This is a genomic window from Candidatus Saccharimonadales bacterium (assembly GCA_035758565.1).
Lineage (GTDB): Bacteria > Patescibacteriota > Saccharimonadia > Saccharimonadales > UBA10212 > DASTXL01.
The window spans coordinates 444,156-469,441 of record DASTXL010000001.1; the positions used below are offsets into that span (position 1 = coordinate 444,156).

The window sequence follows — 25,286 nt, forward strand, 5'->3', positions numbered from 1 at the left end:
TTACAGATTACGCTTCCCTGTGGACAATGTCAACGAAAGTGCTCATGTTTTCCACACCTTGTCTCCAGGTAGACTCAGTCACTGGGGCTTGAAACCACTACACATTTCGGCAAAAAAAGTTACTATTTTGTGGGATACTCAATTGAATATTTATCTGTTGACTAACCTTATAGTACTAGCGGTATATGGAATATAGGTCTGCCACTTCGACTTGCGAGAGCGCTCTGTTCCAAACGCGGGCGTCGTCTATGCTCCCGTTCCACGCGTTCGTTGCACCGGTGAAATTCAGGCCTCCAAAGCTGGGATTAAGAGCCACTGTGGTAGTAGATTTTAGTGCGGAATCCCAGTAAGACCTAAGGGTAGCTCCATCATAAGTTACGGTGAACATGTGCCACTGATTGACCGGAAGGGTCTGGCCAGAAGTGCTAGCAAAGGTAGATCCAGCGTAAGGTGTGGTGCCATATTCAAGCCCAATCGAATCACCGAAATTTTGGCTTCTTATACCGAAATAAGTATGCGTGTTACTCGATCCCATTATTTCTGGCCAGTGGTAAATCGAAGAAGTAGTACGCATTAGCCAAATATTATAGGTAAAACCGGCCGGTAAGTTAGAGTAAATGCTCGGACTGCCCACACCTATCCAGGCACCTGAATCACCTAGCTGGTAAGCACTGTTTGCTCGACCTTTGCGGTCTGCGGTTAAGGTTGCGCCATTCACAGTGCCATTGTTGCCGTATGGCGTAGCATCGCGAGCGTTGCCGTTAAAGTCCCATTCGCTAATCAGCCCGGATGAAAGATTGATACTGCCACCTGAACTAGTCGCACTATATAGAGGTATTTGTGAGTCGTAAGTGTTATATAAACTAGATACTTCGCTGGCACTTAAGTCGCGGTTATATATTCTGATGTCATCGAGCGACCCGTTAAAGTAACGGGACGAAGCCATAGGTCGGCCAAAGTATATCCAGTTCGCATAATTGGAAAAGTTGGGCGTGCCCGTTACGGCTGTCGAGATTTTTTGCGCCCCATCCACATAGATCTTCGTGGTAGTGTCCAAAACGACTACAACGTGATGCCAATTGTTGTTTGTGATTACCGGAGTTGACTGACTGAAATTAACCGTTCCGCCGGTTTGGCAATAGAACTGCAAATTAGTATTGCTTTGGCTTAAATGGCACTCGTTTTGGCCGCCAAAACCATCGCCATTGGTATTTTCTCCAGCGTAAATCATATGACCTAGAGTATTAGTTGTATTAGCCTTAAACCATAATGATACGCTCATAGGAAAAGTGAATTTTACACCATTAACCTGCAAGTAGCTTGACGCCCCATCAAAAATGTAAGCGCTGCTGGCAGTGTTTTTTCTGTCTACGGCCAGTGTCGCTCCGCTTATAGTTGCATCGTGGTTGAATGGCGTCGAGTCCTTGCCATTGCCATTCATGCGCCACCAGCCAATTAAACCGTTTTCGCCGGCCCCTAGAGCAACCGAGGAGTTGTAAGTACCGTAAAGGACAGAGACCTCGGCGGCCGATAAAGCCCGGTTGTAGATTCTTACATCGTCGATTGAGTGAGTAGACGAGCCGGCGGCGTGTTCGCCGACTGTCCAATTGCCGGTGTTGTGCAGGGTAACCCCACTGACCGACTTTGTGGTAGAGCATACATTGCCGTCAAAATAGACTTTAACCGTTGAGCCATCGTAAGTTCCTACTAAATGGTGCCATGAATTTATTGTCATAGTGCCGGTACTGCAGGCCGAATTGTACTGCAAGCCGGAATGGAAAACTCCAAACAACACCTGCCCATTGCCAAGCGTATAGAGGTCCCAGCTTCCCTCTGAAGTCCAGTTATTAGCGGCTAGATCGTAATAATTCACCAGGGTTGATTGGTTAACCCAGAGACTAACCGTGATTGCTGATGTTGGCAACCCGCCGGCCGGCAAAGCAACATATTGGTTGGTACCATTGAAGCTCAGAGCTGAGTTCGCAGCACCATGGCGGTCGGTTGTTCCCGTGGGCCCACCCGTAAGTGTTCCGTTGTTGGCGTACGGTGTGGCATCTCTAGCGTTTCCGTCCATCTTCCACCAGCCAACCAAGCCCCTTTGGAGTTCAATGTCGCTCGAAGATACTGGACCACCACCATTGCCCAGCAGCAAAGCTCGGGTTATGGTAGCTCCAGCACCCACTACTAAAACAGCTAGAGCAATAACAATATATTTTTGCCGGCGTGACCTAAACATAAGCCCCATTAACTTCAGTATGACAGAAGTTAGGGGCTTTAAAAAGTTCTTAAGCGATCTTGGTGATTTTTACCAAAGTATGGCGCTGGCGATGGCCGCGGACTTTACGAACACGCTTTTTAGCTTTGTAGCGGATAGCAACTACTTTGTCGGCTTTTACTTCTTGTTCGACTACTTCGGCACTAACTTTAGCACCGCTCACCAGCGGGGTGCCAACGCTCACTTTCTCGCCATCAATAACTAGCAATGGATCGAAGTCTACCGTCTTGCCAGCCTGCAAAAGCTCAACTTCAACTTGCTCGCCTTCACTAACGAGGTATTGCTTTCCACCAGTGGCGATAACTGCTTTTTTCATAAATCTTTTCTAAGTTTAATCCTTTTGATAACTATTCTCCGGAAGAGCAGCGAGCTTGAACCGCCCTAAAGGCGGGCTCGGCTTTGCCGACGAGCGATGAGAAACCGCGAAGCGGTGTCTCATTTATCAAATAAGAGCTTAACAGATTAAGCAGTCAGTGTAAAGGGTTAACCCCTCTTGCCTTGCCTGAAGGGCCTCAGAGTTAACTAGCCATATAATGCTAGTTAACTCTTTACTTTGGCTAGTGTAATCGTAACTTCTGCGCCATCCAGGGTGATCTGCTCGCTATGATCATTACCGCTCGGGTGGTCGGAAGCGGCAAGAGTCTCGGCAAAGATCTCAGTCTTAAAATTCTTGAAGGCTTGATTAACGCTATCAGAGTTGCTTTTAATATCTAGCTCAATTCGGTCATCAACATTAAGACCGGCATTTTTACGGGCGTTCTGAATATGGCGAATGAGCTCGCGCATCAGGCCTTCTTGCCTAAGCTCTGGTGTTATCTTGGTCGAGATGGTTACGCCAATCTCGCCTTTTGGATCAAGCTTAACTTCTTTGACATTGAGCTCTTCGGCCACAATGTCGGCAAGTTCCGGTTTAAGTTCTCTAAGGCCATGCAGGGTTACAGCCTGCAGAGGTTGGCGCACTCTTATACCGGCTTCGGCCCGCTGCGCCAGACCTTGAGTGATTAGGTCGCGAACGGTAACCATTTCTTCTAATACCAGGCCGTTGGTCTGCCCGTTTGGCGGCCAGTCACAAAGGTGCACAGATTCCCCGCCAGTCAAATTGCGGTAAAGTTCATCGGCCAGGAACGGTGTGAAAGGTGCTAACACCAAGCTCAAACGAGCAAGAATGTAGTGCAATGTGCGGTAAGCCATATCTTTATCAGTATCGTTATCACTCTTCCAGAAACGCTTGCGCGAACGGCGGATATACCAGTTGCTGGCATCGTCAACAAACGGCAGAACACCTTTGAGAGCGCTCGGGATATCGTAGTTATCCATGTGTTCTTCTACTTGCGCAGTTAGCTCGTGCACGCGGCTGACAATCCACTGGTCTAGTGGATGGGTTAAATCCTGATAGGGATCCTCGAGCTTGCCATCCCACTCCCAGCCATCAACCGATGCGTAAAGTGTAAAGAAGTCGTACATATTCCAAATCATGGCCAGTTTGCGCTGAACGTCCTGCACGTCTTTGTCGATCAGGGTAACATCTTCCCCTTTCATTACCGGCGAAGCTAGCAAAAACAGCCGCCAAGCGTCCACCGAATATCGATCAAATACTTCGCTCGGATCGGTGAAGTTGCCACGCGACTTGCTGAGCTTAAAGCCGTCGCTGCCCATAAGGTTCCCGGTAACAATGACGTTCTTAAAGGCGTTGTGGCCAAACAGCCCAACGTTTACGGCATGCACATAATAGAACCAGGCACGAACCTGTCCTACGTATTCGACAATAAAATCGCCTGGGAAGTTTTGCTCAAACTTATCCCTATTCTCAAACGGGTAATGGAATTGCGCAAAAGGCATAGAGCCACTTTCGAACCAGCAGTCCAAAACCTTATCGATTCGCTTGTAGTGCTTCCCTTCAAAATCAAACTCAACGTCGTCAATCCATGGGCGATGATAATCTTCTAGCTCTACGCCGCTTAATTCTTTGAGTTCAGCGTAGCTGCCAACCACTTTAATATCGCCGTCATCACTCTTCCAGACCGGCATGGCGGTAGCCCAGAAGCGATCACGACTCAGGTTCCAATCTGGTGCCTGCAGAATGGTTTTTTCGAATCGACCGTGTTTAATGTATTCAGGGAACCAGTTAATATGTTCGGTGTTTTCTTCTAACATTTCGGTTCGTTGGCCGTCGATATCCATAAACCAACTCGGATGCGCGCGGTACATTAAGCGATTGCCATTACGCAAATTGTGCGGGTATTCGTGCTGGATGTAATCGATCTTCCAAACTATGCCGCGGGCATGCAAGTCCTTGGCTATGGTTTTGTTAATTTCCCAGACATTTTCGCCTTTCCAGTCACCTTCGGTGTAATTTCCGTATTCGTCTAGTACGTGTACGACCGGGATGCCCTTTTCATGGGCCAGCTCAAAATCTTCTTCGCCATAGGCGGGCGCCAGGTGCACAATGCCACTACCATCATCGGTACTAAGGTCGGGGTAATCCCACACTCTGTGCGCGTTTTCACCGCGATGTACACCTAATAATGGCTCGTATTCAAGACCAATTAATTCATGACCCTTAATGTCGTCACGAACAACTTTGTGCGGCACTGGCTGATGCTTTTCGTCTGTAAGGACTTTATCGATCAAGCTAGCCAAGAGGATCAGGTGATCGCCATTACTTACTTCGACTTCAGCATAAGTTTCGTTTTTGCCGACGCCAACCGCAGTGTTGCCCGGCAGAGTCCAGGGCGTTGTGGTCCAAGCCAGCAAAAAAGCTGGCGTTGCGCTGCCCTGCTCTATGGTTTCCTGTACTGGGAAGTTCTTTAATTTAAACTTCACGTAAACGCTCGGATCGGTCACTACCTGGTAGGCGCCAGCGTCCATTGTTACTTCGGCTTTAGAAAGCGGCGTAGCCCACTTAGTGTCATACATTAAGACCTTTTCGCCTTCATAGATTTTGCCAGCCTCATAGAGCTTCTTAAAGGCCCACCAGACGCTTTCCATATATTCTTTGTCCATGGTTTTGTAAGCGCCCTTAAAATCTACCCAGCGGCCAATACGATCAATGGTGTCTTCCCACTCACTACTAGTCTGCACCATGCTTTCGCGGGCAGTTCGGATGTAGTCTTCTAGGCTAATCTTGGTGCCAATATCATGGCGATCGGTAATACCCAGCTTTTTTTCAACAAAGTTCTCGGCTGGCAAACCATGACAGTCCCAGCCCCAAACGCGCTCTACTCGCTTGCCTTTCATAGTCTGATAGCGCGGCACGGCGTCTTTAACGATGCTAGAAAGCAGCGTACCGTGGTGCGGCACCCCTGTAATAAATGGAGGGCCGTCATAAAACACATAGCTGTCGGCAGCCGGTCGCTGCTGCACCGACTTTTCGAAAATCTTGTTGTCGCGCCAATAATTGACGAGGTCTTTCTCGTATTCGATTGCTTTTCGGCGAGTGCCTTGTTTGAATTTCATCTTTCTCCTTAATAAAATAACCTCTTAAAAGTTCCCTGGAGCCCTTGCGGGCGGTACCATCCAGATTCCTTTAAAGAGGCACTTATTTTCTCCGGTAACGACGGATCAACTCGTCGGGTTCTACTTGCCAAAAGGCTTTCTTCCCACTCCGCAACCTTTATGCAAGGTTTCGCAGTTGATAGCTGCTGATAACGGACTTCTTTGAATTGTTCACTTAGAGAATAACCTAAAGGGGTAAAAACTGCAATGAGGCTAGGGTCTTGCGTAGGAATAGACTTCGTCAAGGGAGGGCCAGGGTAAATCTTGCCAGAGTTTTTGCAAACCGCCATCCCCTGTCAAAACCAAAAGTGCGGGATACCGGACTATATCATAAAGCGCAGCCATATCAGACCCTTCTTTTGTCTCTAAGCTAACTAGTTCAATGGTTTGGCCATAGTGACGAGCCTCGAAATCACGCTTAAAATCCTGAGTCATTCCGTCTTGTTCGCTGTTGGGATGATAAAGGATAACTATTCTCATTTGGATTTAGCCATAATAATTTTCAGTATAACAAACTGCTCTTGTTTAGATTTGGACTGGCCCAATATCCAAACAGTAAAAGGGCTTTAAAGAAAAGCCCTTTTAACTTACCTAGCTCAGTCTTTAGCTGCAACCCGTAGTTGAACCGCAGCTAGTGCAGACGTAACAGCTACCGGCACGCTGAGTCTGATTACCGCAGTTAAAGCACATTGGCGCGGCATCGTCAGCCTTGGCGGCTTCAGTTGGGTTAGTGTTTTGACTAACTGTGGCAGCCGGAGCTGTACTGGCAGATACAACTTTAGGCTGTTCGCTGATTGGCTGCTCTTCTTTAACTTCTGGCTTAACCTCTTCGAGCAAACTGGTTTGGTTTTCTGGCATATCATCGATGGATGCCAGACCCAGCTCTAAGCGATCGTCAAACGACAGATAAGTCAGCGCCAAGCGACGAGCAATGTAGTCAACTAGTGAAGTAGCTGTGCGAATTTCTGGATCGCTAGTGATACCGGATGGTGCAAAGCTCATGCTAGTGAAGGCCTGAACGTATGTCTTGAGAGGAACGCCATATTGCAAGCCGTGACTAATGCTAATCGCAAAGGCGTCCATCAGACCACGCAAGGTCGAGCCCATCTTAGAGACCGAGATAAATAACTCGCCAGGGGCACCGTCGTCGTACTCGCCGACTGTGAAGTAACCCTTGCTATCAGCAACCGAAAAACTAAAGGTTTTGGAGTTGCGAATCTTTGGCATATCACGGCGAACTGCGCCATGAGGCACAGCCACTGCAGTGGTCACGACCTCAACGGCCGCAGCTGGAGCTTCCTTGTTGCCGTCATCTTTTTTAGCCATAGCCAGCGGCTGGGCAACCTTACAGTTGTCGCGGTAGATAGCAACCGCTTTAAGGCCAAGTTTCCAGGCCTCCAGGTGCAGTTGTTCTATTTCTTCAACAGTGGCTTCTTCTGGCATGTTAACCGTCTTGCTAATAGCGCCGGAAATGAACGGCTGAACAGCAGCCATCATCTTGACATGGCCGAGGTAGTGAATAGGATTGTCGCCCATAGAACAGGCAAACACATTTTGGTGCTCGCTCTTAAGATGCGGAGCGCCAGTAATAGTCTTTTCGGTATCGATGTAGTTAACAATATCTTCGATCTGACCCTTGTTGTAGCCAAGGGCCTTTAGCGCTCTGGGCACAGTTTGGTTAACAATACTCATAGTACCGCCGCCAACTAATTTTTTGACCTTAACCAAGCCTAGATCCGGTTCAATACCAGTGGTATCGCAGTCCATCATCAGTCCGATGGTGCCAGTTGGAGCAAGAACAGAAGCCTGAGAATTCCTAACTCCATGCAGTTCAGCTAGCTCAATAGCCTCATCCCATGCGTTAGCGGCAGCATTTAAAAGCTCTTCACTAACCAAAGCGGCGTCGATCTTGTTGACTTCGTCGCGGTGCTGGCGCAGGACTTTATTCATAGCCTCACGATCTTTGTGGTAGCCGGCAAATGGACCAACTTTGCGAGCCATCCGGGCACTAGTGGCATAAGCATGGCCCGTCATTAGAGCTGTGATAGCAGCAGCTTGGGCGCGGCCTTCATCGCTGTCGTACGGCAAGCCCTGAGCCATGAGCAAAGCACCTAGATTGGCATAGCCAAGACCGAGTTCTCGGTAAGCTTTAGCGTTCTTGGTGATGTTTTCGGTTGGATATTCGCTATAGCCCACCAATATTTCTTGAGCCGTGAACATCAGCTCAACGGTATGCTTGAAAGATTCAATATCGAAACTAAAGTCATCGTTCAAGTACTTAAGCAGGTTTATGCTGGCCAAGTTACAAGCCGAGTTATCCAGGTGCATGTACTCGCTGCACGGGTTAGAGCCGTTGATGCGGCCGGCGTTTGGCGCAGTGTGCCAGTGGTTGATAGTAGTATCAAACTGCAAGCCAGGATCGGCGCATTCCCAAGCGGCTTTGGCGATTTGGTGCCAAATGTCGCGGGCTTTAACGGTTTGGACGGTTTTGCCATCTTTAACGGTTCTTAGTTGCCAATCGGCATCGTTTTCTACAGCGCGCATAAAGTCATCTGTTACACGCACAGAATTATTAGCGTTTTGGTATTGCACACTAAAGCTGTCTTTGCCGTCCAAGCTCATATCCCAACCAGCGGCTTCTAGGTCGCGAGCTTTGCGCTCCTCGATTGCCTTACACCAAATAAACTCTTCTACATCGGGGTGATCAACGTTAAGAATGACCATCTTAGCGGCCCGGCGAGTCTTGCCACCGCTTTTAATAGCTCCAGCACTAGCATCAGCGCCGCGCATAAAGCTCAAAGGTCCACTGGCAGTACCAGCACTTTTGCCTAAGGACTCTTTGCTGGAACGCAAGGTGCTGATGTTGATACCAGAACCAGAACCACCTTTAAAGATCATGCCCTCTTCTTTGTACCAGTTAAGAATTGACGGCATAGTGTCTTCGACAGCCAAAATAAAGCAAGCGCTAGCCTGCTGAGAACGCTCGGGAACGCCAATGTTGAACCAAACCGGTGAGTTAAACGCAGCGCGCTGCGTAGCTAATACGTACTTAAGTTCTTCTCGAAAATCTTCGGCTTCCGATTCTGAGTCAAAATAGCCTTCCTGCTGGCCCTGGCGGGTAACCGTATCAACGACACGGTCAATCAAAGTTTTGAGAGAGGCTTCACGCTCAGGAGTGCCTGGCGTACCCGTAAAATATTTCTGGGCAACGATATTAATAGCGTTGAGGCTCCAGCCCTCTGGAAAATCCACGCTTTTTTGTTCGAAAACCGGCTTACCGGTCATTGGGTTGGCGATTAGCGAATCACGCTTTACCCATTTTAGTGAGTCGTAGGCCTTGCTCTTCGGTTTTGTGAAGAGTCTATTAACCCTACCGTCTTTAGTTGCCTGAGCCATTTGTATATTCCCCTCTCTTACTTGCTCTTGTTTTAGAGTTTGTTTTAAAAATTTTTATCTTTTACGAGCTAGTGAATGAGTGCTCTTCTTCGTCCCTCTCGATCAAGCACCACCCTTGCTCCTCTAGACAATTCTCATAATAGAACACGACAAGTGCCTAGAGCAACACACTAATTTATTTGTTTTAGTGCGGCTTAGAGTTTAAGCCTCGTTTTTATTTTGCAGCTGACTTTTTGGTAGTAGTTTTATCGGCGTTAGCTTTTTCTTCGCGAATGCGAGAAAGCTCACGTTCAAAACTAGAAATATCGCGGAATTTCCTATATACGCTTGCGAACCGCACATAGGCAACCTCGCTGAGTTTTGGCAAGCCGGCCATGACTAACTCGCCAATATCGGTCGAGCAAACTTCCGGCTCCCCTCTGTCATAAAGTTCGCGCTCAATCTGAGCTACAAAATTTTCTAGCTGCAAATGAGTCACATTGGTTTTTTCGATTGCGTGCTGCAAACCTTTCAGCAATTTATCGCGACTGAAAAGCTGCCTTGTGCCGTTGCGCTTAACGACTATTAAACTCGGACGTTCTAAACGCTCGTAAGTCGTCCAGCGATAGCCGCAGTTTAAGCACTGGCGGCGGCGGCGGATAGCTTCGCCATCGGCGACATCACGCGATTCTATAACCTTATTTTCTAATGAATGACAGTGGTGACACTTCATTATTACTACCTCTGAAGTTTAGCTGGTTTAATGTGCTATCACTATATGTAGTGTTCGTGATCATTATATTAACCCTGGATGTAGCGCAAGCGCAAGCACTTTATTGGTGTATTAATCACAAAATTCTGTAATCTGATAATGATTTTATCTTCTCTTTAACTTATTGCTGGTCTTGATTATTTTCTTCGTCGCCTCGATCGTCGACATAAGGCTGGCCGCGCTCGCGCTTGAAGGCACGCCGCAGGAATGATGGCCGATCAAACTCATCTTCTTCGCTCGCATCCTGAGCCGCACCGTTGGCGTCATCGCTCAGGGCCCAGATATTTGGCGTTTCGTCACTAGAGAAATCTTCGGCTGTTGTCTCGCCCGACTCCTCGAGGTCCATATCGATGTCGGCCATATCTTTTTCTTCGATACGCTGGGGAGTAGGCTCTTCAGTCTCCGTAGCGTTACGCAAAAGATCCGCAGTTTTAGCATCACGGCTGGCGTAGTAAGACTCTTCGAAGCCGGTAGCCACAACGGTGACAATGATTTCTCCCTCAAGCTCAGGATTAATGGTTGCACCAAAGATAATGTTTGCCTCGGAGTCAGCTGCAGCAGTAATGGTTTCGGCTACAGTATTGATCTCGTGCATGCTCATGTCCATGCCGCCAATAACGTTGAACAAAATGCCACGAGCGCCATCGATAGAAACTTCCAGAAGCGGCGAGCTAATGGCCTGCTGGGCAGCTTCTACGGCACGGTTTTCGCCACTAGCCCGACCGATGCCCATTAACGCCGAGCCGGCGTTAGCCATAACTGTTTTAACATCAGCAAAGTCAAGGTTGACTAAACCGTGGACAGTTATGAGGTCAGAGATGCCCTGCACGCCTTGACGCAGAACATCATCAGCCACCTTGAAAGCTTCTAGTAAAGGAGTACGCCGATCAATAGTTTGAAGCAAACGATCGTTTGGAATAGTGATTAGAGTATCAACATTCTTGCGTAGCCTCTCAATGGCCGTATCGGCGTTGCGGCGACGCTTCTCGCCTTCAAATGCAAACGGCCGGGTCGCAAAGCCAATAACTAGCGCGCCCTCTTCTCGAGCTGCTTGGGCAACAAGATAACCAGCTCCACTACCGGTACCACCACCAGCGCCAATAGTTACAAACACCATATCAGAGCCCTTTACCGCTTCTTTGATTTCGTCCAATGATTCTTTAGCCGCCTTTTCGCCGACTTCTGGATCGGCTCCAGCACCCAAGCCCCTGGTTTCTTCTTTGCCAATATGTATCTTTTGATTGGCCTTGGAATGATGCAGCGCCTGAGCATCTGTGTTAACGGCTACAAAATCTACACCTTTGATGCCGGCTTCAACCATACGGTTAATCGCCGCCCCACCAGCACCTCCGACACCTACTACCTTTATTCTCGCAAACGTTTCAATTTCGGGCTCCACCTGAGGCATGGCTATTAAATTCTCCACTTAAAATGATGATCTAATTATAAGCAACAAGCTCGTTTGAATGCAATTACTACTCACGAACCAAAGGCCGCTCGCAACATTGAATAAAAAAATTACCTGCTAGCTATTAGTGCTTTTTAAAGCGGTTAAAAAGACTGTTCAATGACACATTTACAGATTGCAGCAGGCCGCTTGACGGGTCGGTGTAGGTTATATCCTGCACTGGTCCAAGGTACATATCAAGCAGCATTAGTCCGATTACTGGAGCGAAAATCTGCTCGTCCATGCCGTCTACAATTCGCTCAACATGCTTCCAACTGCCAATCCTTGCCGGAAGCTCCAACGCTTCTTTAGTAAACTCAACCAAGCCGGGTAGCTTTGCGCCGCCGCCAGTCAGAACTACGCCGCCAGGCAGCTTGCGCGAACGATGAATAGATTTAAGTTCTTTATCAACAAATTCTAAAAGCTCTTCAACCCGAGCTTCGGCTATCATGCGCATCATTTCTCTATCAAAGCGATGAGTCTCACCGCCTGCCGTAATACTGACCTGACCGACAGAATTCTTGCTCAAGCTAGCATGCTTGAGTTTGACGGCTTCGGCAATATCAAGATCTGTTTTAAGACCGATAGCCAGATCGTTAGTAATGTGATTACCGCCCATCGGTACCACGGCCACATGCTCAACCTCACCGTCTTCAATAACAATCATATTGGTAGTGGTGGCGCCGATATCCAGTACGAGAACGCCTGATTCTTTTTGTTTGCGATCAAGCGTCGCCTCAGCAGCGGCCAAAGACGTAACTGTTTTGTGCGACGAGTTCACCTCTGCTCTTTCAAGTACTTGATCAAGCGAGCGTAGGGCTGGCGAGCTAGCCATAATAATATGAGTGTCAACCTCTAGGCGTACGCCGTGCATACCAACCGGATCTTTAATATTCTCTTGCCCGTCTAATCGGTAGTTTTTAGCAAAAACCTGAATTATCTCTTTGTTGGCCGGCAGCTGAACAATAGTAGCTGCTTCTTCCACCCGCATCCGATCCTCTGGAGTGATTTGGCGATCCGGCGAGCTAATAGCAATAACGCCTTTGGAGTTTACGCCCTGTACATGTGCGCCGTTAATATTAACTGTTGCCGCTTTAATTTCGCGCCCGCTCATTCGTTCGGCTTCGGCAATAGCCCCGGCTACCGCCTGCACAACTTCCTCTGTATGGGCAACATTGCCTTTGCGCATGCCCGTGTTTTCTACACTGGAAAAGCCAATAATTTTTGGCAGGTTTACATCACCGGAAAGCTCGCCCACTACACACCGAACGGCTGTTGTGCCTATATCTAGTCCTACAAAGTAGCTAAGTTCATTTTCTGACATATTTATTTTAAGTATATCTTACTAATCCGCAGTATACCGCTAGAGTTAAATAGCAGCAAGCTCTTAGACTAAGGTGAGGATTTCGGCGCCGTTATCCGTAACTAAGACAGTATGCTCAAAGTGGGCACCCAAAGACCCGTCGCGGGCGACAATGGTCCAGCCGTCTTTAGCTACGTTAATACGCCAATCGCCTAAAGTCGCCATGGGCTCAACGCAGATTGTGGCCCCGGCCGGCAAGACGGACCCCGTACCAGCTACACCATAATTCGGCACATTTGGTTCCTCGTGGATATTTTGACCCACTCCATGTCCCACCAAATCTCGGATCACACCTAGTTTGTGTTGATTTAGCACCTTCTCGACTGCGGCGGCAATATCACCAACCCTGGTTCCCTCTCCCTTTATGGCATTGATGCCGGCCTCCATTGCAAGCTTAGTACCCTCCACAAGTCTTTTTTTATCACCTGTTGGCTCTTCGCCAGCAATCAAAGTAAGAGCCGAGTCGACCACATAACCCTTATGGGCAACTGTTAAATCCAGCTTAACTACATCGCCAGTCTTAAATGGTTCTTTGCCCGGTATGCCATGCACAATCTCGTCATTGACAGAAATGCATATAACATCTGGATACCCTTCGTAGCCAAGCAATACTGCCTGAAGACCAGCTTCTTGGATATAACCCGCTGCGCTTTTAGCTATTTGCTTAGGGGTTACGCCGGGCTGAACTTCTTTTTTTAATTGATCAAGTATCTGGGCCAGCATTTGGCCGCCAGTCCGCATTAATTCAATTTCTTGATCTGTTTTTGGTCTAATCACTCGGCTTTAAGTTTCTAATATCTTTTTAATAGCTGCCTCGACTGCATCGGGAGTGTTCTCGCCATTCACTTCGTCAACTTTGAGGCCTTGGCTGCGCAAATAATCAATCACTGGAGTAGTAATTTTGTTGTAGGTTTCCAAACGGTGAAGAATTATTTCTTTTTTGTCGTCGTAGCGACCGCGGGCCAGCATGCGCTTCAATACAACATCGCCCGAAACGTCCAGTTTTATAATAGCGCCGAGCTTAATTTTGCCAGATTTAACTTTTTTAACCAGCCATTCAGCTTGCGGCACCGAGCGCGGGAAACCATCTAGTATGAAGTCGGTGCTCGAAGATTCCAATTGCTGCAAGGCAGGCTCCACAATATCTATTACTTCTTGATCGTCGACTAAATCGCCAGCGCGCATTTTGGCTTCGCGTTCCGGGGTTAGTTCGCGGCGCAATAGATTGCTAGTTGAGATCCTAGGGATAAAAAGTCGGGCAGCTAAGCGAGCAGTCTGTTCACTCTTGCCCGAGCCCACCGACCCCATGATAATAATCATTGCTTCTCCAGTGCCGCCTTGACTAACCGGGCTATTGTAGCGCCGTCGGCCCGAGCGCCTAGCCTGCTACGAACCGCTCCAATAACTTTGCCCATATCAGCTGGTGAGGGATTTTCCATCTTGGCTAGCTCTTCATCAACCACAGCCTGAACTTCCTCCTCAGAGAGCTGAGCCGGCAAATAGACGTCTATAATAGCCTTTTCGTCTTGTTCCGCTTGGGCGCGTTCGGTCTCGCCGACTTTTTCATACAGTTCGGCGGCTTCGGCACGCTTTTTTGATTCGCGACTTAGTATTTTAGTGACTTGGTCGTCGTCTAAGCCCGTCTCGCGAGCATTTTGGCTGATAGCCTCATTAAGCAAAACACTTTTAACTAAGCGTAGTGTCTCAACTTTTTTCTTATCACCAGAGAGTAGTGCGGCCTTTAAGTCGCGTTCTATTTGCTCTTGCATGATGGCGTTCCTACCGTCCTAGTTTGAGCTTCTTAACCTTAGCAGCTTTGCGCTCGCGACGAACAATAGCTTTGACTCGACGGTCGCGCTTACTCATTGGCTTTTCAAAATACTGAGACTGCTTAGCGGCAGACAAAACACCAGACTGAGAAACCTTGCGACCAAAACGACGAAGCAGATTCTCAACTGATTCTTTTGAGTCTTTTCTTGTAACTTGTATCATTGCTTGGTTATTTTACATTAACAGAGGTAATCCATCAACCCCTATTCTCCGTTAACTGCCTTCTGGCGGCTAGAGGCGTTGCTGGCGCTTTTGATTAGCCGCGCGTTGACTCTTTAAAACAATGCTCTGCAGTTCCTTAAAGATTGGAAACTGTTTATTAGTGTAGTAAATCTTGGTGTTGCTTTGCTTTTCCGAGATCAAAAAACCGATCTTTTCTAGGCGTTTTAGTTCGCGCTGAATGTTGCCAGCATCTTCTTTAATAAGTTTAGCCAGGCCCCGGACGTGTGTTTTAAAGTCGGGATATTTAGCATAGACCACGATGATCTTGCGCCTTACACGAGATGTAATGAAGGTATCTAGCATGCTCCACCTTATTGTTATTCAGACAACGTATAGTATAGCTAAAGGTTGCGATGTTTGCAACGCTTGAGTATTAACCCTACTTTGGCAGTATAAACTATAACCATGCATTACTACGAGGTACTGATTGCTGACGGACATTATCATTCCAATGCTCCGCTGACTTATTCTTCGGACGATGCGTTGCCGCTGCTTAGTGTGGTCACTGTTCCTCTGCGCCAACGGAATGTGACTGGTTTTATCGTAAGCGAGCCGACTACGCCGCCCCAGTTCAAGGTTAAGCCAATAAAAAGTGTCCTCAGCGAGCAGCCCTTGCCTTACCACTGCCTGCAGCTAGCCGAATGGATAAAAGATTATTACCACTCAACGCTTGCCGAAGCTTTGCGCCAATTTGCACCAAGTAAACCCACTATTAGGCGCAGTAAAAAGGAACCGACTGTCTTAGAGCCGCAAGACTCAGGCGCCGCAGAACCGCCGCTTACCGCCGAACAAAAAAAAGCTTTGGACTTTATAAAAGATCTAGCTAGCACCACCGTACTTTTACACGGAGAAACTGGCTCGGGAAAAACAAGAGTTTATCTAGAATTAGCCAAAAAGACGCTGAGCAGTGGAAAATCAGCTATTTTACTAACCCCCGAGATATCTTTAACATCTCAACTTTTATTAAACGTCCGACGGCAAATCAAAAGTCCGGTGTTTGTCTTGCACTCGCAGCTCAGCGATGCCGAAAGAAAGCGTATTTGGTTTGAAATATTAGAGGCTACCGAGCCGATTGTCGTTATTGGCCCTCGCTCGGCCTTATTTACTCCGGTTAATTCCATAGGTCTCATCGTTCTGGATGAGACTCATGAGCCCGCCTATAAACAAGATCAGTCTCCTTACTACCACGCTGCCAGGGTAGCCAGCCAATTAGCCAGCCTAACAGAAGCTAAAGTTATTTTGGGCAGCGCTACTCCATCAGTCGCTGACTATTATTTAGCCCAACAAAAACAGGCCATAGTCCGCATGAAGCAACCGGCAATTCAATCTGAAACATCGGTGCTAACCGAAATAGTAGACCTAAAAGAGCGCTCTAACTTCGGTAGAAGCTCTTATCTATCAAATAAGTTGCTTGATGCTATAAAAACAACATTATCTGCCAAAAAACAGATAATAATCTATTTGAATCGTCGCGGCTCTGCTAGAGCTATCCTCTGTAATGCCTGTGGCTGGCAATTCTATTGCCCTAATTGTGATGTACCTCTGGTATATCACGGTGATGACCATCTGGCCCGTTGCCATATCTGCGGTTTTAAAAAATCGCCACCGGTTGCCTGCCCCAAATGCAACAATCCAGAGATCATATATCACACTATGGGCACTAAGGCTTTGGTTGATGAAGTTGCCAGGCTTTTTCCCGAGGCTTTTGTTCGACGTTTCGACAGCGATAACATCGCTGGTGAGCAACTTCACGACGTTTATGACGAGCTCAGAAGCGGCAAGGTTGACATCCTGGTGGGCACCCAGTTGCTTGCTAAGGGCCTAGACTTGCCAAGCCTAGGGTTAGTAGGCATAGTCAACGCCGAAGCCTCTTTGGGCCTGCCCGACTACACCGCCGAAGAGCGAGCCTTTCAGCTGCTTTACCAGATTATCGGTCGAGTTGGCCGCGGCCACGGCGAAGGACGCGTAGTGGTACAAAGCTATGACCCTCAGAATATTGTGGTCAGTTCGGCCCTGAAACGCGACTGGGAAGCTTTTTATGAGCGCTCAATTGTTGAGCGCCGGCAATTCAAGTTCCCGCCGTTTTGCTACTTATTGCAGCTAACCTGTAAGCGAGCAACTGATAGCGGCGGCCAAAAAGCTTCTTTTCGTCTGCAAAAACAAATTGCCGAGCTTAAGCTACCGGTTGAAATAATCGGTCCTACACCATCTTTCTATGCTCGACGCGGCAAATACTTTTACTACCAGCTTGTGGTTAAGTCTAAAGATCGTAATCATCTTTTAAGAATTGCCGAGATGGTCCCCAGTGATTGGCAAATCAACCTGGACCCCACTGACCTACTCTAAGCTCTAAGTTAAACTTGGTGGCTTAACAGAGGTAGTTTATACTTAGTTCTAAAGATGTCTGCTAAAGATACCATTATTACTTTGCCGAACCCCCATCTGCGTCAAAAATCCAAGCGCATTACCTTTGTTTCGCCGGAAGTCACCAAAGTTATAGAGGAGATGAAAGCTGCCACCCTTGACTGGGAAAGTACTAGGGAGCACGAGCTCGGCGTCGCCCTGGCGGCCGTTCAGATAGATAAACTTTATCGCCTGGTAATAGTACGCAACGACTTTGATAACAAAGAAAACCAAACCTTTAGCGTTTTTATAAACCCCGAGATCATAAAGTTTGAGGGCGAGGTTAAGAGTGACTACGAGGGCTGTTTGAGTATTACCGATATTTACGGTAAGGTGCCGCGCCACACCAAGGTTAGGGTCCGCGCCCTAGACGAACAAGGTCGAGAAATCCGCGTCAAAGCCGAGGGGTTTTTGGCCCGGGTCTTTCAGCACGAAATCGATCATACAAATGGCCTTATGTTCGTTGATCACATAAAAGATTCGCCGGATAATTTTTATCGTCTCACCGAAGAAGGAAAGTTAGAAAGCCTGCCTTATGAAGAGGTCCAAGCCGCTGGTATTCTTCGGGACTGAAAGTTTTAGCGCCGCTAGCCTTAAAGCTTTAATAGACCAGGGTTGGCCTATAGGGCTAGTGGTAACCAAACCAGATTTCAAGAGAGGTCGTGGTCAAAAACTCAACGAACCTTTAGCCAAAACAGTTGCTCGAGCTAACTCCATCCCTGTTACACAGCCCCAGAAACTCATAGGCATTAAAAACGAGCTAGCTGACATAGGGGCAGATTTTGGTGTATTGGTTGCCTACGGCAAAATTATTCCCGAGGCCATTATTGACCTTTTCCCTGGCGGAATTGTTAACTTACACCCGTCGCTCTTGCCAAAGTATCGTGGACCAGCACCAGTAGAAGCCGCCATTTTAGGTGGCGATAAATTCACCGGCCTGTCTCTAATGAAATTATCTGTAGAGATGGACGCCGGCCCGGTTTACGCTCAGCAAATCTACGAGCTAACCGGCCATGAAACCCAACCAGAACTCTATAACGCCCTGGCTCAGACCGGAGCTGAGCTTTTAACTGCAAAGCTCGATGACATTGTAGGTGGCCGCTTAGAGCCTATAGAACAAGACGAAGACCAGGCTACCTATACAAAGCTGCTGAGCAAAAATGATGGCCTGCTCAATTTTAATAAGCCGGCCGAGCAATTAGAGCGCGAGGTTCGGGCCTTTGCTAGCTGGCCAAGAAGCCGAGCGACAATCTTGGGACAAGAAGTTATAGTCACTAAAACTCGAGTAGTTAGCGATAAGGGGGCCGGCGCTTTAGTTCTAGACTGCCAGCCCGGCTTTTTAGAAGTTATGGAGCTTATCGCTCCGAGTGGGCGGGCGGTGAGCGGCAAAGATTTTATTTTAGGCTATAAAAATAGGTAGAGTTTAAGAGCTGGCTTGGTCTTGGCCGGCCGCAAGAGTAGCTTCAACTATGGCCGGAGCCTGGGCTTTGATTTCAGATTTCAATTTTTCTAGTTCTTCGGCAACAACTTCTTTATAGTTCGGAAAGTTGGTTTCCAGCCAGCGCAACGCTCCGGCCTCGTCATTACGATCAATGAAGCTTTCGAATTCATCAAGTTGCGCATCAGTCATCTTCTCGGCCAGCTTCATCCCAACGCGCAGCTCTAGCGTTTCATAAATATGGGCCAGCATTTTATTCTTGTCATCAACTGGCAAGGTACCAAGGCCCAACTCTTGCAGCAAGTTATCGTCTAACCTGAACATAATTAATCTTATTTTAGCACAAGACTATCGCGTGTTAGAGGCACTACTGCTGAGATTGGTTAGAAAATTCTGCCACTATGCCAGGTACTTGAGGACGAATTTCTTCTTTAACTTTCTCGACTTCTTCGCTAACGATTGCCTGGTAATTGGGCAGATTGTTAGCCAGCCAGGCAGTTACTGCTTCTTGGTCTCCGCTATCAAGAGTTTGGCCAAATTCTTCTTGTTTGGCTTCGTCTAAGGCTTGTTCGGCCCGCTCGCCAATACGAGCAGATAAAAGTTTATAAATGTCTACGATCATTAACCGTTTTTCTTCTTCGGGGATACTGGCAAGCCCTAGATCAGCCAGGAAGTTATTGTCGATCTGCATCATCATCTCCTGTTATTCCGCTCATAATGTCATCGTGCTGAGCCTTCATTTTCTGGATTTCATCCTCGATAAGCTGATTATAGCTCGGTACGTTATTCTTCATCCACTCCGCCAGAGCCTGCTCATTATCGGCGTTTTCGTCTTTAGTTAGTTCGTCAAATTCTTTAAGTTGGTCTTCGCTCAGACTATCAATGACGCGCTCGCCAACGCGTATATTAAGCGTATACAAAATGTCGGCTAGCGAAGTCTGCTTTTGCTCATCGCTCATGTTGGCCGGGTTTAAGCCCATAGCCTTTAATAGCTCATCGATTTGTGCTTGATCTTGCGGTTCCATTATTTACTTCCACCCTTAATATTTAACTTCTGCTGAAGGTTGCGCCCTGTTTAGTGGCTTCATCCATCCATCTCAGTAATTCTGTCTGGCCGTTCCCGTTAGAGCCTATTTCGAAACCTTGGGCATGAGATGGGTTGCCAAAGCTGAAATTACCACTTATCAAATGCTGGTGACCAGATGCGTCCATACCAGAAGCCATCGGACGATTCTCCATATAGTGATTCATGTGATCCACGACGTGTTGATTGAAGTTATGGACATGAATGCCTTGCTGCTGAAGAAGCGAGACAACACCTTTATTAAAGTCAGTCATATTGGTTGCGTGTATTGTAGAAGGCTTGATATCCCAGCTGGCGTATTCGCTGCCGCCACCGTGGCCAGGCACCGTAAAGCTGCTGCCCTCTCCACCACCGTGATGATGGATGCCATGTACTTTGTCGCCAATTTCATGCAAAAAATTACTCCAGTCGCCTCGTAGAACATGTGGAATAACATCGACTCCACCCATATCCATCCCGATTAGGAGTCCAGAGGCTCCCATTATTGCCAGGCCAAGACCATTTCGGCCGCGGGCTCTTCGCATTTCACGACCATGGTAGCCTTCATTTCGGTCTAACATATCATTATCAAGGTAGTCGTCAACAGTCTGGCCATTAGGGCCAAAACGTAAGCGTGAACTTGCTCGCCTGCCATTTTCCCGTTGTTCGCGGCCGCTAATTCGCCGAACTTCGGCATCTTTGCTCTTTTCGCTGACATTCCGCGCGCTGGCTACGTGATTCAGTACTCCAAAAGCATAGCGTGTGGCTAGACCAACGGCCACCCCAGCTATTCCAAGTCCTAAGCCAACCGATGCAAAGCCCGCGCCAGCACCGGCGAGCACGCCAATGAGCAGCTTTTTCTTAGTAGAGTAGTTGGCCCAGCGCCTTAACATCCGTTCGCGGAGGGACTTCTGGCCGTTTTCAAACATTTCCTGATCCATAGAATGCACTCGCTCTGCAAAAGCTTTCTGCTCGGCATATTCCATAGGAGCTAGGGCTTCAATTATCTCCGCGTCGCTCATATCTGGATTCTGGGCTCGAAGGCCTTCGGCTTGGGCGGCCATAAAATCACGTAAGGCATTGCGGTAATTTTCCTGGGCGGCATCATATGCCTGACCCTCACCACGGTGCCAGAGGCTAGATATTGAACGGGCTCGACGCAATATAGTAAAGCGCACAAGGTCGTCTCTAGCACGATTTAAAGCTTTTTGGGCGCGTTCGGCGCGTTGGGTAAGCGCATTGTTATTTCTTTCGCGGTCCTCTTGTAAGGCTTCAGTGCGTAAGCGATTCATCTCTGCATCGGTGGGCCCATTGTCGTCCCCACCGCCGGGGACAGTAGGAGTAGGCTCTCCTGGGACGGTTGGTTCTGGTTCGACGGGCGTTGGTTCTGGTTCAGGCTCAGTGGGGGCTGGTTCGCCCGGAGGAGTTGGCTGCGCTTGTTGAGCCTCCAAGAGAGCCACCAATCTTTCTAGAACCGCTGTAGTTTGTGATTGTTGCTCACGCAATTGGTTAATAAGCTCAGCCTGCTGACTAATGGTAGCCATGAGCGCATCGAGCCGTGGGTCACCAGTAGTCTCTGGGGTCGAGGGAGCTTGACCCCCGGCATCACCAGCTTCCATGACAGGTATGCTCCTGGCCCCACCGCCAATATCGCCAATCTCTACCTTTGTGGGGCTAGAATTCCTCAAAATCTGATTACTATTTTGTATATTTGTAGCCGTCGCCTCACCGGGCATCCATATGCCGCTCTCTAAGCGCATGGGGATGCCGGTTGGATTAGTTGGGGTTGTTTCTGCGGTTCTTGGCATATTTTTTAGGTTTTTATATTTTTACCTTTATCTCGAAGATAACATTCTGTAGTAGAAAGCACAAGGATTATAGGCCAGTTATCCACACCTTTGTGCCGGCTTGCTGTTTTTATAAAATCATTGTTAAAATAGCAAATTTATGCTAAAATGCGGCTGACCTGACAGGGGTGGTTAAAGCCCCGTCAGGGGAGCTCTTTAACCACCCTTCCCCCATGGAAGGAGCAGTAATGCGCAAGATGGCACTGCCGATCGCCTTCGCGATCATCGTCGCTCTCGTAGCGACCACGGTGGCCTTCGCCGACAACGGCAACAAGCCGCAGTTCTCGGACGAGGTCACGTCCCAGTTCCACGGCATCGAGCAGTATGGCCTCGCCGCCGCGATGAAGCTGAACGACCACGTCAGCGACGGCCAGACGGCCGACTTCTGGCTGACCGTCAGGCGGACCAGCGGCGACCCGACGTCGAACTTGCTGATCGCTCGGCTCGGCTGGAACTTCTGCGGCAGCAACACCTACCGCTGGACGGACATCACGTCCGCGCAGCTCGGTGGCTCGCCGAAGCAGCTGAAGAAGTCGGGCGAGCCGGCGAAGCCGGTGAAGTTCGCGGACAGCGACGGCGACACCTGGATGCGAATCGGCATGCTCAGGGCGAAGAATCCGTTCGTCGTCTGGGGCCACCTCAAGGTCCCCGACCGCTCGGCGGAGAACGCGCCGCAGGCCCTGATGCTCTGCATGGTCCTCGAGGTCCGGATGTACAACTCCGGCACCGGCCTGGACCACAAGAACATCTACACCGATCCGATCAAGCGCATCTACACGTCGGCGATCATCTCGAAGAAGTGACGCGCGCCGTACGAGGGAGAGCTCCAACGGGGCGGTCCGAAGAGGACCGCCCCAAAAGCTCATGTTCATGAAGCACCCTAAGCCGGGTGTTTTTTATTTATAAAGTCCTGGTTTTAGTTTCGCGGGTAAATAGCTCTATACGGTCATTTTCCTGAACTTCAACGCGTTTTTCGGTCTTAAAGCTCAAGCCGCACATTTCGCCTTCTAGCACCTCCGAGACCTCGGTAGGACCTCTTTGCAGACGAGTAATTTCAAGGTTGTCGGCAATCAATTCTTTGCCACGGTAAAGACGAGCCAGTGCGGGAACAGTCAATCGGCCTTTAGTTACTTCGCCACCACAAATAACCTCAGTACGAGCGATTTTAAATATGCCTTTTACGTTTAGCTCACCCAGTTCTTCTTCGACAACTTCGGGAGATAACAAAGCTTCTAGTTCGTTTTTAACGTCGTCTATGAGTTCATATATAACGGTGTATAGACGAACTGGGACTTTATCACGCGAGGCTAACTGCTTTACGTGATTAGGTAAATTAACGTGGAAACCGTAAATTATAGCGCCGGTAGTGCCTGCGGTATGAATATCTGACTCAGTAATAACTCCAACACCAGAGCTAACAATACGGACAGCTACTTCTTCAGTATCCAGTGTTTTAAGACTATCAATAACAGAAGTTAAAGAACCCTGAACATCGGCCTTCACAATTATATTAAGCTCTGTCAGCTGGTTTGAGCGGCTAATAATTCTAAGTAGCTCGCTGCTACTGACTGAAGACGTGACGTTAGAGGTGTGCTTGTTGCGAGCATTTTGGGCAGCTTGGTCGCGCGCAATCTTTTCATTGGCTACAACCTCAAACTCATCGCCAAAGTCTGGCAGGCTCTTTAGACCAGTCATAACCACCGGGGTTGAGGGACCGGCTTCGCGAATCGCCTTCCCGCCGGTTATCTGTAGGGTTCGCAGCTTGCCATAAGTTCCACCCAGCACCACAAAGTCGCCCAACTTCAAAGTACCCTGCTCTACCAGAGCTTCGGCAACCGGACCGCGCCCCTGCTCCATGTGAGCTTCTATAACCAAACCGCTAGCCGGGATGTTTTTGTCGGCTTTTAGTTCTTCTATATCAGAGACCAGCAAAACCATGTCTAATAGCTCGTTTAGGCCCTCTCTGGTCTTAGCCGAAACAGGCATAACCACCGTGTCGCCGCCCCAGTCTTCTGGCATCAGATTATTCTCTGCCAACTGCTGCTTAAGACGATTAATGTCGGCTTCTGGTTTATCCATCTTGTTGGCGGCCACAATAATACGCACGCCGGCCTGGCGAGCAAAGCGGATTGCTTCTAATGTTTGTGGCTTAATACCATCATCGGCGGCAATTACAATCACAACCACGTCCGTTAAGCGGGCACCATGTTCGCGCAAAGCAGCAAAAGCTTCGTGACCTGGAGTGTCTAAGAAGGTTATAAGTCGACCATTGTGGTCAATTTGATAGGCACTGAGGTGTTGTGTGATGCCGCCGGCTTCGCCTTTGGCGATCTCGGCGCCACGGATAGCGTCTAGCAAACTGGTTTTGCCGTGATCAACATGACCCATCATGGCAACCACCGGTGGACGAGTTTCGGCGCTTTCGCTGGCTTCTCGCTTAGGCCGGGGGGCGGCTGGGGCCTGTTCTTTTTTGTCTAGCTCAACATCAAGGCCCAGCTCGCCGACTACAATCTGAGCTGTGTCAAAATCGATCTTTTCGTTAACGGTAGCCATGACCCCGTTCTTGAAAAGCTCGGCAATTAGCTGGCTGACTGGTAGAGCCAGTAGCTCGGCCAGTTCGCCAACGGTGATACTTTCGTCAAGTTCGATGACTCGAGCCACTGTGCTCCTCCTTTACGCATCTTTATTTAATATCTTTTAGACTTAAGGCAATCTTACGATTGTCGGTGTCTATATCTAGAACTTTGAACTGTTTCTTCTCGTTCAGCTTGAAGATTTCTTCTGGATCAATGCTTTCGTCGTCGCTCATTTCAGAGACGTGTACCAAAGCCTCGACACTTGGACTCAGCTGAACAAAGGCGCCAAACGGGGTAATACGAGTGATTTTACCCTCGACTAGCTCACCTTTTTTGAACTTTTTAACCTCGCTTAGCCATGGATCGTCGCTCATCTGCTTGATAGATAAGCTCAAGCGGTCTTTGTCGATGGCGATAATTTTAGCCTGAACACGGTCGCCGACTTTAACGTACTTGCGTGGGTCTTCGACGCGCTCCCAAGAAATTTCGCTAATGTGCACCAGGCCTTCGATACCGTCCACGTTAACAAAAGCGCCGAAATCGATTACACCAGTTACTACGCCTTCAACAATATCGCCAACCTTCAACTTCTCTAGTCGACCCTGCATGTCGTCACGCACGGCTTCTTTTTCGGAAAAGATCAGCTTGTTGTCTTTGCGGCTAACATCCAGGATGCGGACGCGCAAAGTTTGGCCAGTCAAAGTATTAAGCTTAGTCAAGATTTCGTCTTTGTCGCTATCTGATACGCGTGGGTAGTGCTCGGCAGCCAACTGGCTAACCGGCAAAAAGCCCCGAATGCCCTCAAGCTCTATGAGTAAACCGCCGCGGTTGGCGTCATATGGACTAACCTCAACGATTTCTTGAGCTTCAAAAACTCTCTGTAGCTCATTCCAGCCACGATCTTTGACAGCCCGCTTCATAGATAGAAGAGCGTAGCCTTCGTCTAATTCGGGATCTACTACACTAGCCGTAATTTGATCACCTTCCTTTAGGTCTTGGTGACCCACTTCACGGCGGAAAATCACGCCGATACCGTTCGCCCCCAGGTCTACCCAGACTTCGTGCTTGCGCACAGATGTGACGGTGCCTTCAACCATATCGCCGGTTTTGATTTTTGCCGGGCTGGAAGCAAGCAACTCGTCCATAGTTAAGTTATTTTTTGCCACTAGTTATCGTTCCT

At 48.5% G+C, this 25,286-nt stretch carries 22 protein-coding genes and 1 pseudogene; 4 read left to right on the top strand and 19 right to left on the bottom strand.

The features are described from left to right. Positions 1–175: 175 nt before the first annotated feature. The 13 genes and pseudogenes from VFT49_02410 to VFT49_02470 form a co-directional block, all read right to left on the bottom strand. Entirely contained in the window at positions 176–2,236 is a 2,061-nt protein-coding gene (locus VFT49_02410) for a LamG domain-containing protein (protein ID HEU5004920.1), read from the bottom strand. Between the two features lie 49 nt (positions 2,237–2,285). Beyond that, the gene (gene rplU, locus VFT49_02415) at positions 2,286–2,591 is read right to left on the bottom strand and encodes a 50S ribosomal protein L21 (GenBank protein ID HEU5004921.1); all 306 of its coding nucleotides are present in this window, start codon (positions 2,589–2,591) and stop codon (positions 2,286–2,288) included. A gap of 224 nt (positions 2,592–2,815) precedes the next feature. Continuing rightward, the gene (gene ileS, locus VFT49_02420) at positions 2,816–5,731 is read right to left on the bottom strand and encodes an isoleucine--tRNA ligase (protein HEU5004922.1); all 2,916 of its coding nucleotides are present in this window, start codon (positions 5,729–5,731) and stop codon (positions 2,816–2,818) included. Between the two features lie 252 nt (positions 5,732–5,983). Next, complete coding sequence (locus VFT49_02425; GenBank protein HEU5004923.1) at positions 5,984–6,250, bottom strand: hypothetical protein; 267 nt, start codon at positions 6,248–6,250, stop codon at positions 5,984–5,986. Between the two features lie 123 nt (positions 6,251–6,373). Continuing rightward, positions 6,374–9,187: pseudogene (locus VFT49_02430) on the bottom strand (vitamin B12-dependent ribonucleotide reductase). A 193-nt stretch (positions 9,188–9,380) separates the two neighbouring features. Next, positions 9,381–9,878 (bottom strand): transcriptional regulator NrdR, encoded by a 498-nt coding sequence (gene nrdR, locus VFT49_02435; GenBank protein HEU5004924.1) that lies wholly within the window; start codon positions 9,876–9,878, stop codon positions 9,381–9,383. Positions 9,879–10,038: 160 nt separating this feature from the next. Then, entirely contained in the window at positions 10,039–11,325 is a 1,287-nt protein-coding gene (ftsZ, locus tag VFT49_02440) for a cell division protein FtsZ (GenBank protein ID HEU5004925.1), read from the bottom strand. A gap of 124 nt (positions 11,326–11,449) precedes the next feature. Continuing rightward, positions 11,450–12,688, bottom strand: a complete 1,239-nt coding sequence (gene ftsA, locus VFT49_02445) for a cell division protein FtsA (GenBank protein ID HEU5004926.1) — start codon at positions 12,686–12,688, stop codon at positions 11,450–11,452. Between the two features lie 63 nt (positions 12,689–12,751). After that, a complete protein-coding gene (gene map, locus VFT49_02450; GenBank protein HEU5004927.1) occupies positions 12,752–13,504 on the bottom strand; it encodes a type I methionyl aminopeptidase in 753 nt (250 codons plus the stop codon). 6 nt (positions 13,505–13,510) lie between these two features. Beyond that, complete coding sequence (locus VFT49_02455) at positions 13,511–14,047, bottom strand: nucleoside monophosphate kinase (GenBank protein HEU5004928.1); 537 nt, start codon at positions 14,045–14,047, stop codon at positions 13,511–13,513. After that, positions 14,044–14,496, bottom strand: coding sequence for a GatB/YqeY domain-containing protein (locus VFT49_02460; GenBank protein HEU5004929.1), 453 nt, complete (start codon positions 14,494–14,496; stop codon positions 14,044–14,046). Before VFT49_02460 ends, VFT49_02455 begins: the two co-directional genes overlap by 4 nt. 10 nt (positions 14,497–14,506) lie before the next feature. Next, on the bottom strand, positions 14,507–14,719 hold the full coding sequence (gene rpsU / locus VFT49_02465; protein ID HEU5004930.1) for a 30S ribosomal protein S21: 213 nt from the start codon (positions 14,717–14,719) through the stop codon (positions 14,507–14,509). A 69-nt stretch (positions 14,720–14,788) separates the two neighbouring features. Then, complete coding sequence (locus tag VFT49_02470; GenBank protein HEU5004931.1) at positions 14,789–15,082, bottom strand: ArsR family transcriptional regulator; 294 nt, start codon at positions 15,080–15,082, stop codon at positions 14,789–14,791. A 102-nt stretch (positions 15,083–15,184) separates the two neighbouring features. Here VFT49_02470 and priA point away from each other — a divergent pair, with 102 nt between their 5' ends. The 3 genes from priA to fmt are packed head-to-tail and all read left to right on the top strand — an operon-like array spanning position 15,185 to position 18,602. Next, positions 15,185–17,125, top strand: a complete 1,941-nt coding sequence (priA, locus tag VFT49_02475) for a primosomal protein N' (GenBank protein ID HEU5004932.1) — start codon at positions 15,185–15,187, stop codon at positions 17,123–17,125. A 54-nt stretch (positions 17,126–17,179) separates the two neighbouring features. Continuing rightward, on the top strand, positions 17,180–17,755 hold the full coding sequence (gene def / locus VFT49_02480; GenBank protein HEU5004933.1) for a peptide deformylase: 576 nt from the start codon (positions 17,180–17,182) through the stop codon (positions 17,753–17,755). Further along, complete coding sequence (gene fmt, locus VFT49_02485) at positions 17,718–18,602, top strand: methionyl-tRNA formyltransferase (GenBank protein ID HEU5004934.1); 885 nt, start codon at positions 17,718–17,720, stop codon at positions 18,600–18,602. The genes def and fmt overlap by 38 nt, the downstream gene beginning before the upstream one ends. Before the next feature lie 3 nt (positions 18,603–18,605). Here fmt and VFT49_02490 read toward each other — a convergent pair whose 3' ends face one another. From VFT49_02490 to VFT49_02505, 4 genes are read right to left on the bottom strand one after another with little or no spacing between them, the layout of a single operon-like run. Continuing rightward, positions 18,606–18,944, bottom strand: coding sequence for a DUF5663 domain-containing protein (locus VFT49_02490; GenBank protein HEU5004935.1), 339 nt, complete (start codon positions 18,942–18,944; stop codon positions 18,606–18,608). Between the two features lie 43 nt (positions 18,945–18,987). Further along, positions 18,988–19,317 carry a DUF5663 domain-containing protein gene (locus VFT49_02495; protein ID HEU5004936.1) on the bottom strand — a complete coding sequence of 110 codons (330 nt, stop codon included), beginning with the start codon at positions 19,315–19,317 and terminating at the stop codon, positions 18,988–18,990. Continuing rightward, the gene (locus tag VFT49_02500) at positions 19,295–19,645 is read right to left on the bottom strand and encodes a DUF5663 domain-containing protein (GenBank protein HEU5004937.1); all 351 of its coding nucleotides are present in this window, start codon (positions 19,643–19,645) and stop codon (positions 19,295–19,297) included. The genes VFT49_02495 and VFT49_02500 overlap by 23 nt, the downstream gene beginning before the upstream one ends. A gap of 22 nt (positions 19,646–19,667) precedes the next feature. Then, complete coding sequence (locus VFT49_02505) at positions 19,668–21,491, bottom strand: hypothetical protein (protein ID HEU5004938.1); 1,824 nt, start codon at positions 21,489–21,491, stop codon at positions 19,668–19,670. Positions 21,492–21,718: 227 nt separating this feature from the next. Here VFT49_02505 and VFT49_02510 point away from each other — a divergent pair, with 227 nt between their 5' ends. After that, positions 21,719–22,333 (top strand): hypothetical protein, encoded by a 615-nt coding sequence (locus VFT49_02510; GenBank protein HEU5004939.1) that lies wholly within the window; start codon positions 21,719–21,721, stop codon positions 22,331–22,333. 97 nt (positions 22,334–22,430) lie between these two features. Here VFT49_02510 and infB read toward each other — a convergent pair whose 3' ends face one another. Continuing rightward, positions 22,431–24,191 carry a translation initiation factor IF-2 gene (gene infB / locus VFT49_02515; protein HEU5004940.1) on the bottom strand — a complete coding sequence of 587 codons (1,761 nt, stop codon included), beginning with the start codon at positions 24,189–24,191 and terminating at the stop codon, positions 22,431–22,433. Positions 24,192–24,213: 22 nt separating this feature from the next. After that, positions 24,214–25,272, bottom strand: a complete 1,059-nt coding sequence (locus tag VFT49_02520; GenBank protein ID HEU5004941.1) for a S1 RNA-binding domain-containing protein — start codon at positions 25,270–25,272, stop codon at positions 24,214–24,216. Between the last annotated feature and the right edge of the window lie 14 nt (positions 25,273–25,286).

Excerpts from the sequence above, each read along its gene's own strand:
- VFT49_02410 (HEU5004920.1), bottom strand. The coding sequence starts at position 2,236 with ATGTTTAGGTCACGCCGGCAAAAATATATTGTTATTGCTCTAGCTGTT.
- ftsA (HEU5004926.1), bottom strand. The coding sequence starts at position 12,688 with ATGTCAGAAAATGAACTTAGCTACTTTGTAGGACTAGATATAGGCACA.
- VFT49_02505 (HEU5004938.1), bottom strand. The coding sequence starts at position 21,491 with ATGCCAAGAACCGCAGAAACAACCCCAACTAATCCAACCGGCATCCCC.
- ileS (HEU5004922.1), bottom strand. The coding sequence starts at position 5,731 with ATGAAATTCAAACAAGGCACTCGCCGAAAAGCAATCGAATACGAGAAA.
- rpsU (HEU5004930.1), bottom strand. The coding sequence starts at position 14,719 with ATGATACAAGTTACAAGAAAAGACTCAAAAGAATCAGTTGAGAATCTG.
- rplU (HEU5004921.1), bottom strand. The coding sequence starts at position 2,591 with ATGAAAAAAGCAGTTATCGCCACTGGTGGAAAGCAATACCTCGTTAGT.
- fmt (HEU5004934.1), top strand. The coding sequence starts at position 17,718 with ATGAAGAGGTCCAAGCCGCTGGTATTCTTCGGGACTGAAAGTTTTAGC.
- VFT49_02460 (HEU5004929.1), bottom strand. The coding sequence starts at position 14,496 with ATGCAAGAGCAAATAGAACGCGACTTAAAGGCCGCACTACTCTCTGGT.
- VFT49_02510 (HEU5004939.1), top strand. The coding sequence starts at position 21,719 with ATGCGCAAGATGGCACTGCCGATCGCCTTCGCGATCATCGTCGCTCTC.
- VFT49_02470 (HEU5004931.1), bottom strand. The coding sequence starts at position 15,082 with ATGCTAGATACCTTCATTACATCTCGTGTAAGGCGCAAGATCATCGTG.
- VFT49_02455 (HEU5004928.1), bottom strand. The coding sequence starts at position 14,047 with ATGATTATTATCATGGGGTCGGTGGGCTCGGGCAAGAGTGAACAGACT.
- VFT49_02425 (HEU5004923.1), bottom strand. The coding sequence starts at position 6,250 with ATGAGAATAGTTATCCTTTATCATCCCAACAGCGAACAAGACGGAATG.
- nrdR (HEU5004924.1), bottom strand. The coding sequence starts at position 9,878 with ATGAAGTGTCACCACTGTCATTCATTAGAAAATAAGGTTATAGAATCG.
- priA (HEU5004932.1), top strand. The coding sequence starts at position 15,185 with ATGCATTACTACGAGGTACTGATTGCTGACGGACATTATCATTCCAAT.
- VFT49_02495 (HEU5004936.1), bottom strand. The coding sequence starts at position 19,317 with ATGATGATGCAGATCGACAATAACTTCCTGGCTGATCTAGGGCTTGCC.
- ftsZ (HEU5004925.1), bottom strand. The coding sequence starts at position 11,325 with ATGCCTCAGGTGGAGCCCGAAATTGAAACGTTTGCGAGAATAAAGGTA.
- VFT49_02490 (HEU5004935.1), bottom strand. The coding sequence starts at position 18,944 with ATGTTCAGGTTAGACGATAACTTGCTGCAAGAGTTGGGCCTTGGTACC.
- def (HEU5004933.1), top strand. The coding sequence starts at position 17,180 with ATGTCTGCTAAAGATACCATTATTACTTTGCCGAACCCCCATCTGCGT.
- VFT49_02500 (HEU5004937.1), bottom strand. The coding sequence starts at position 19,645 with ATGGAACCGCAAGATCAAGCACAAATCGATGAGCTATTAAAGGCTATG.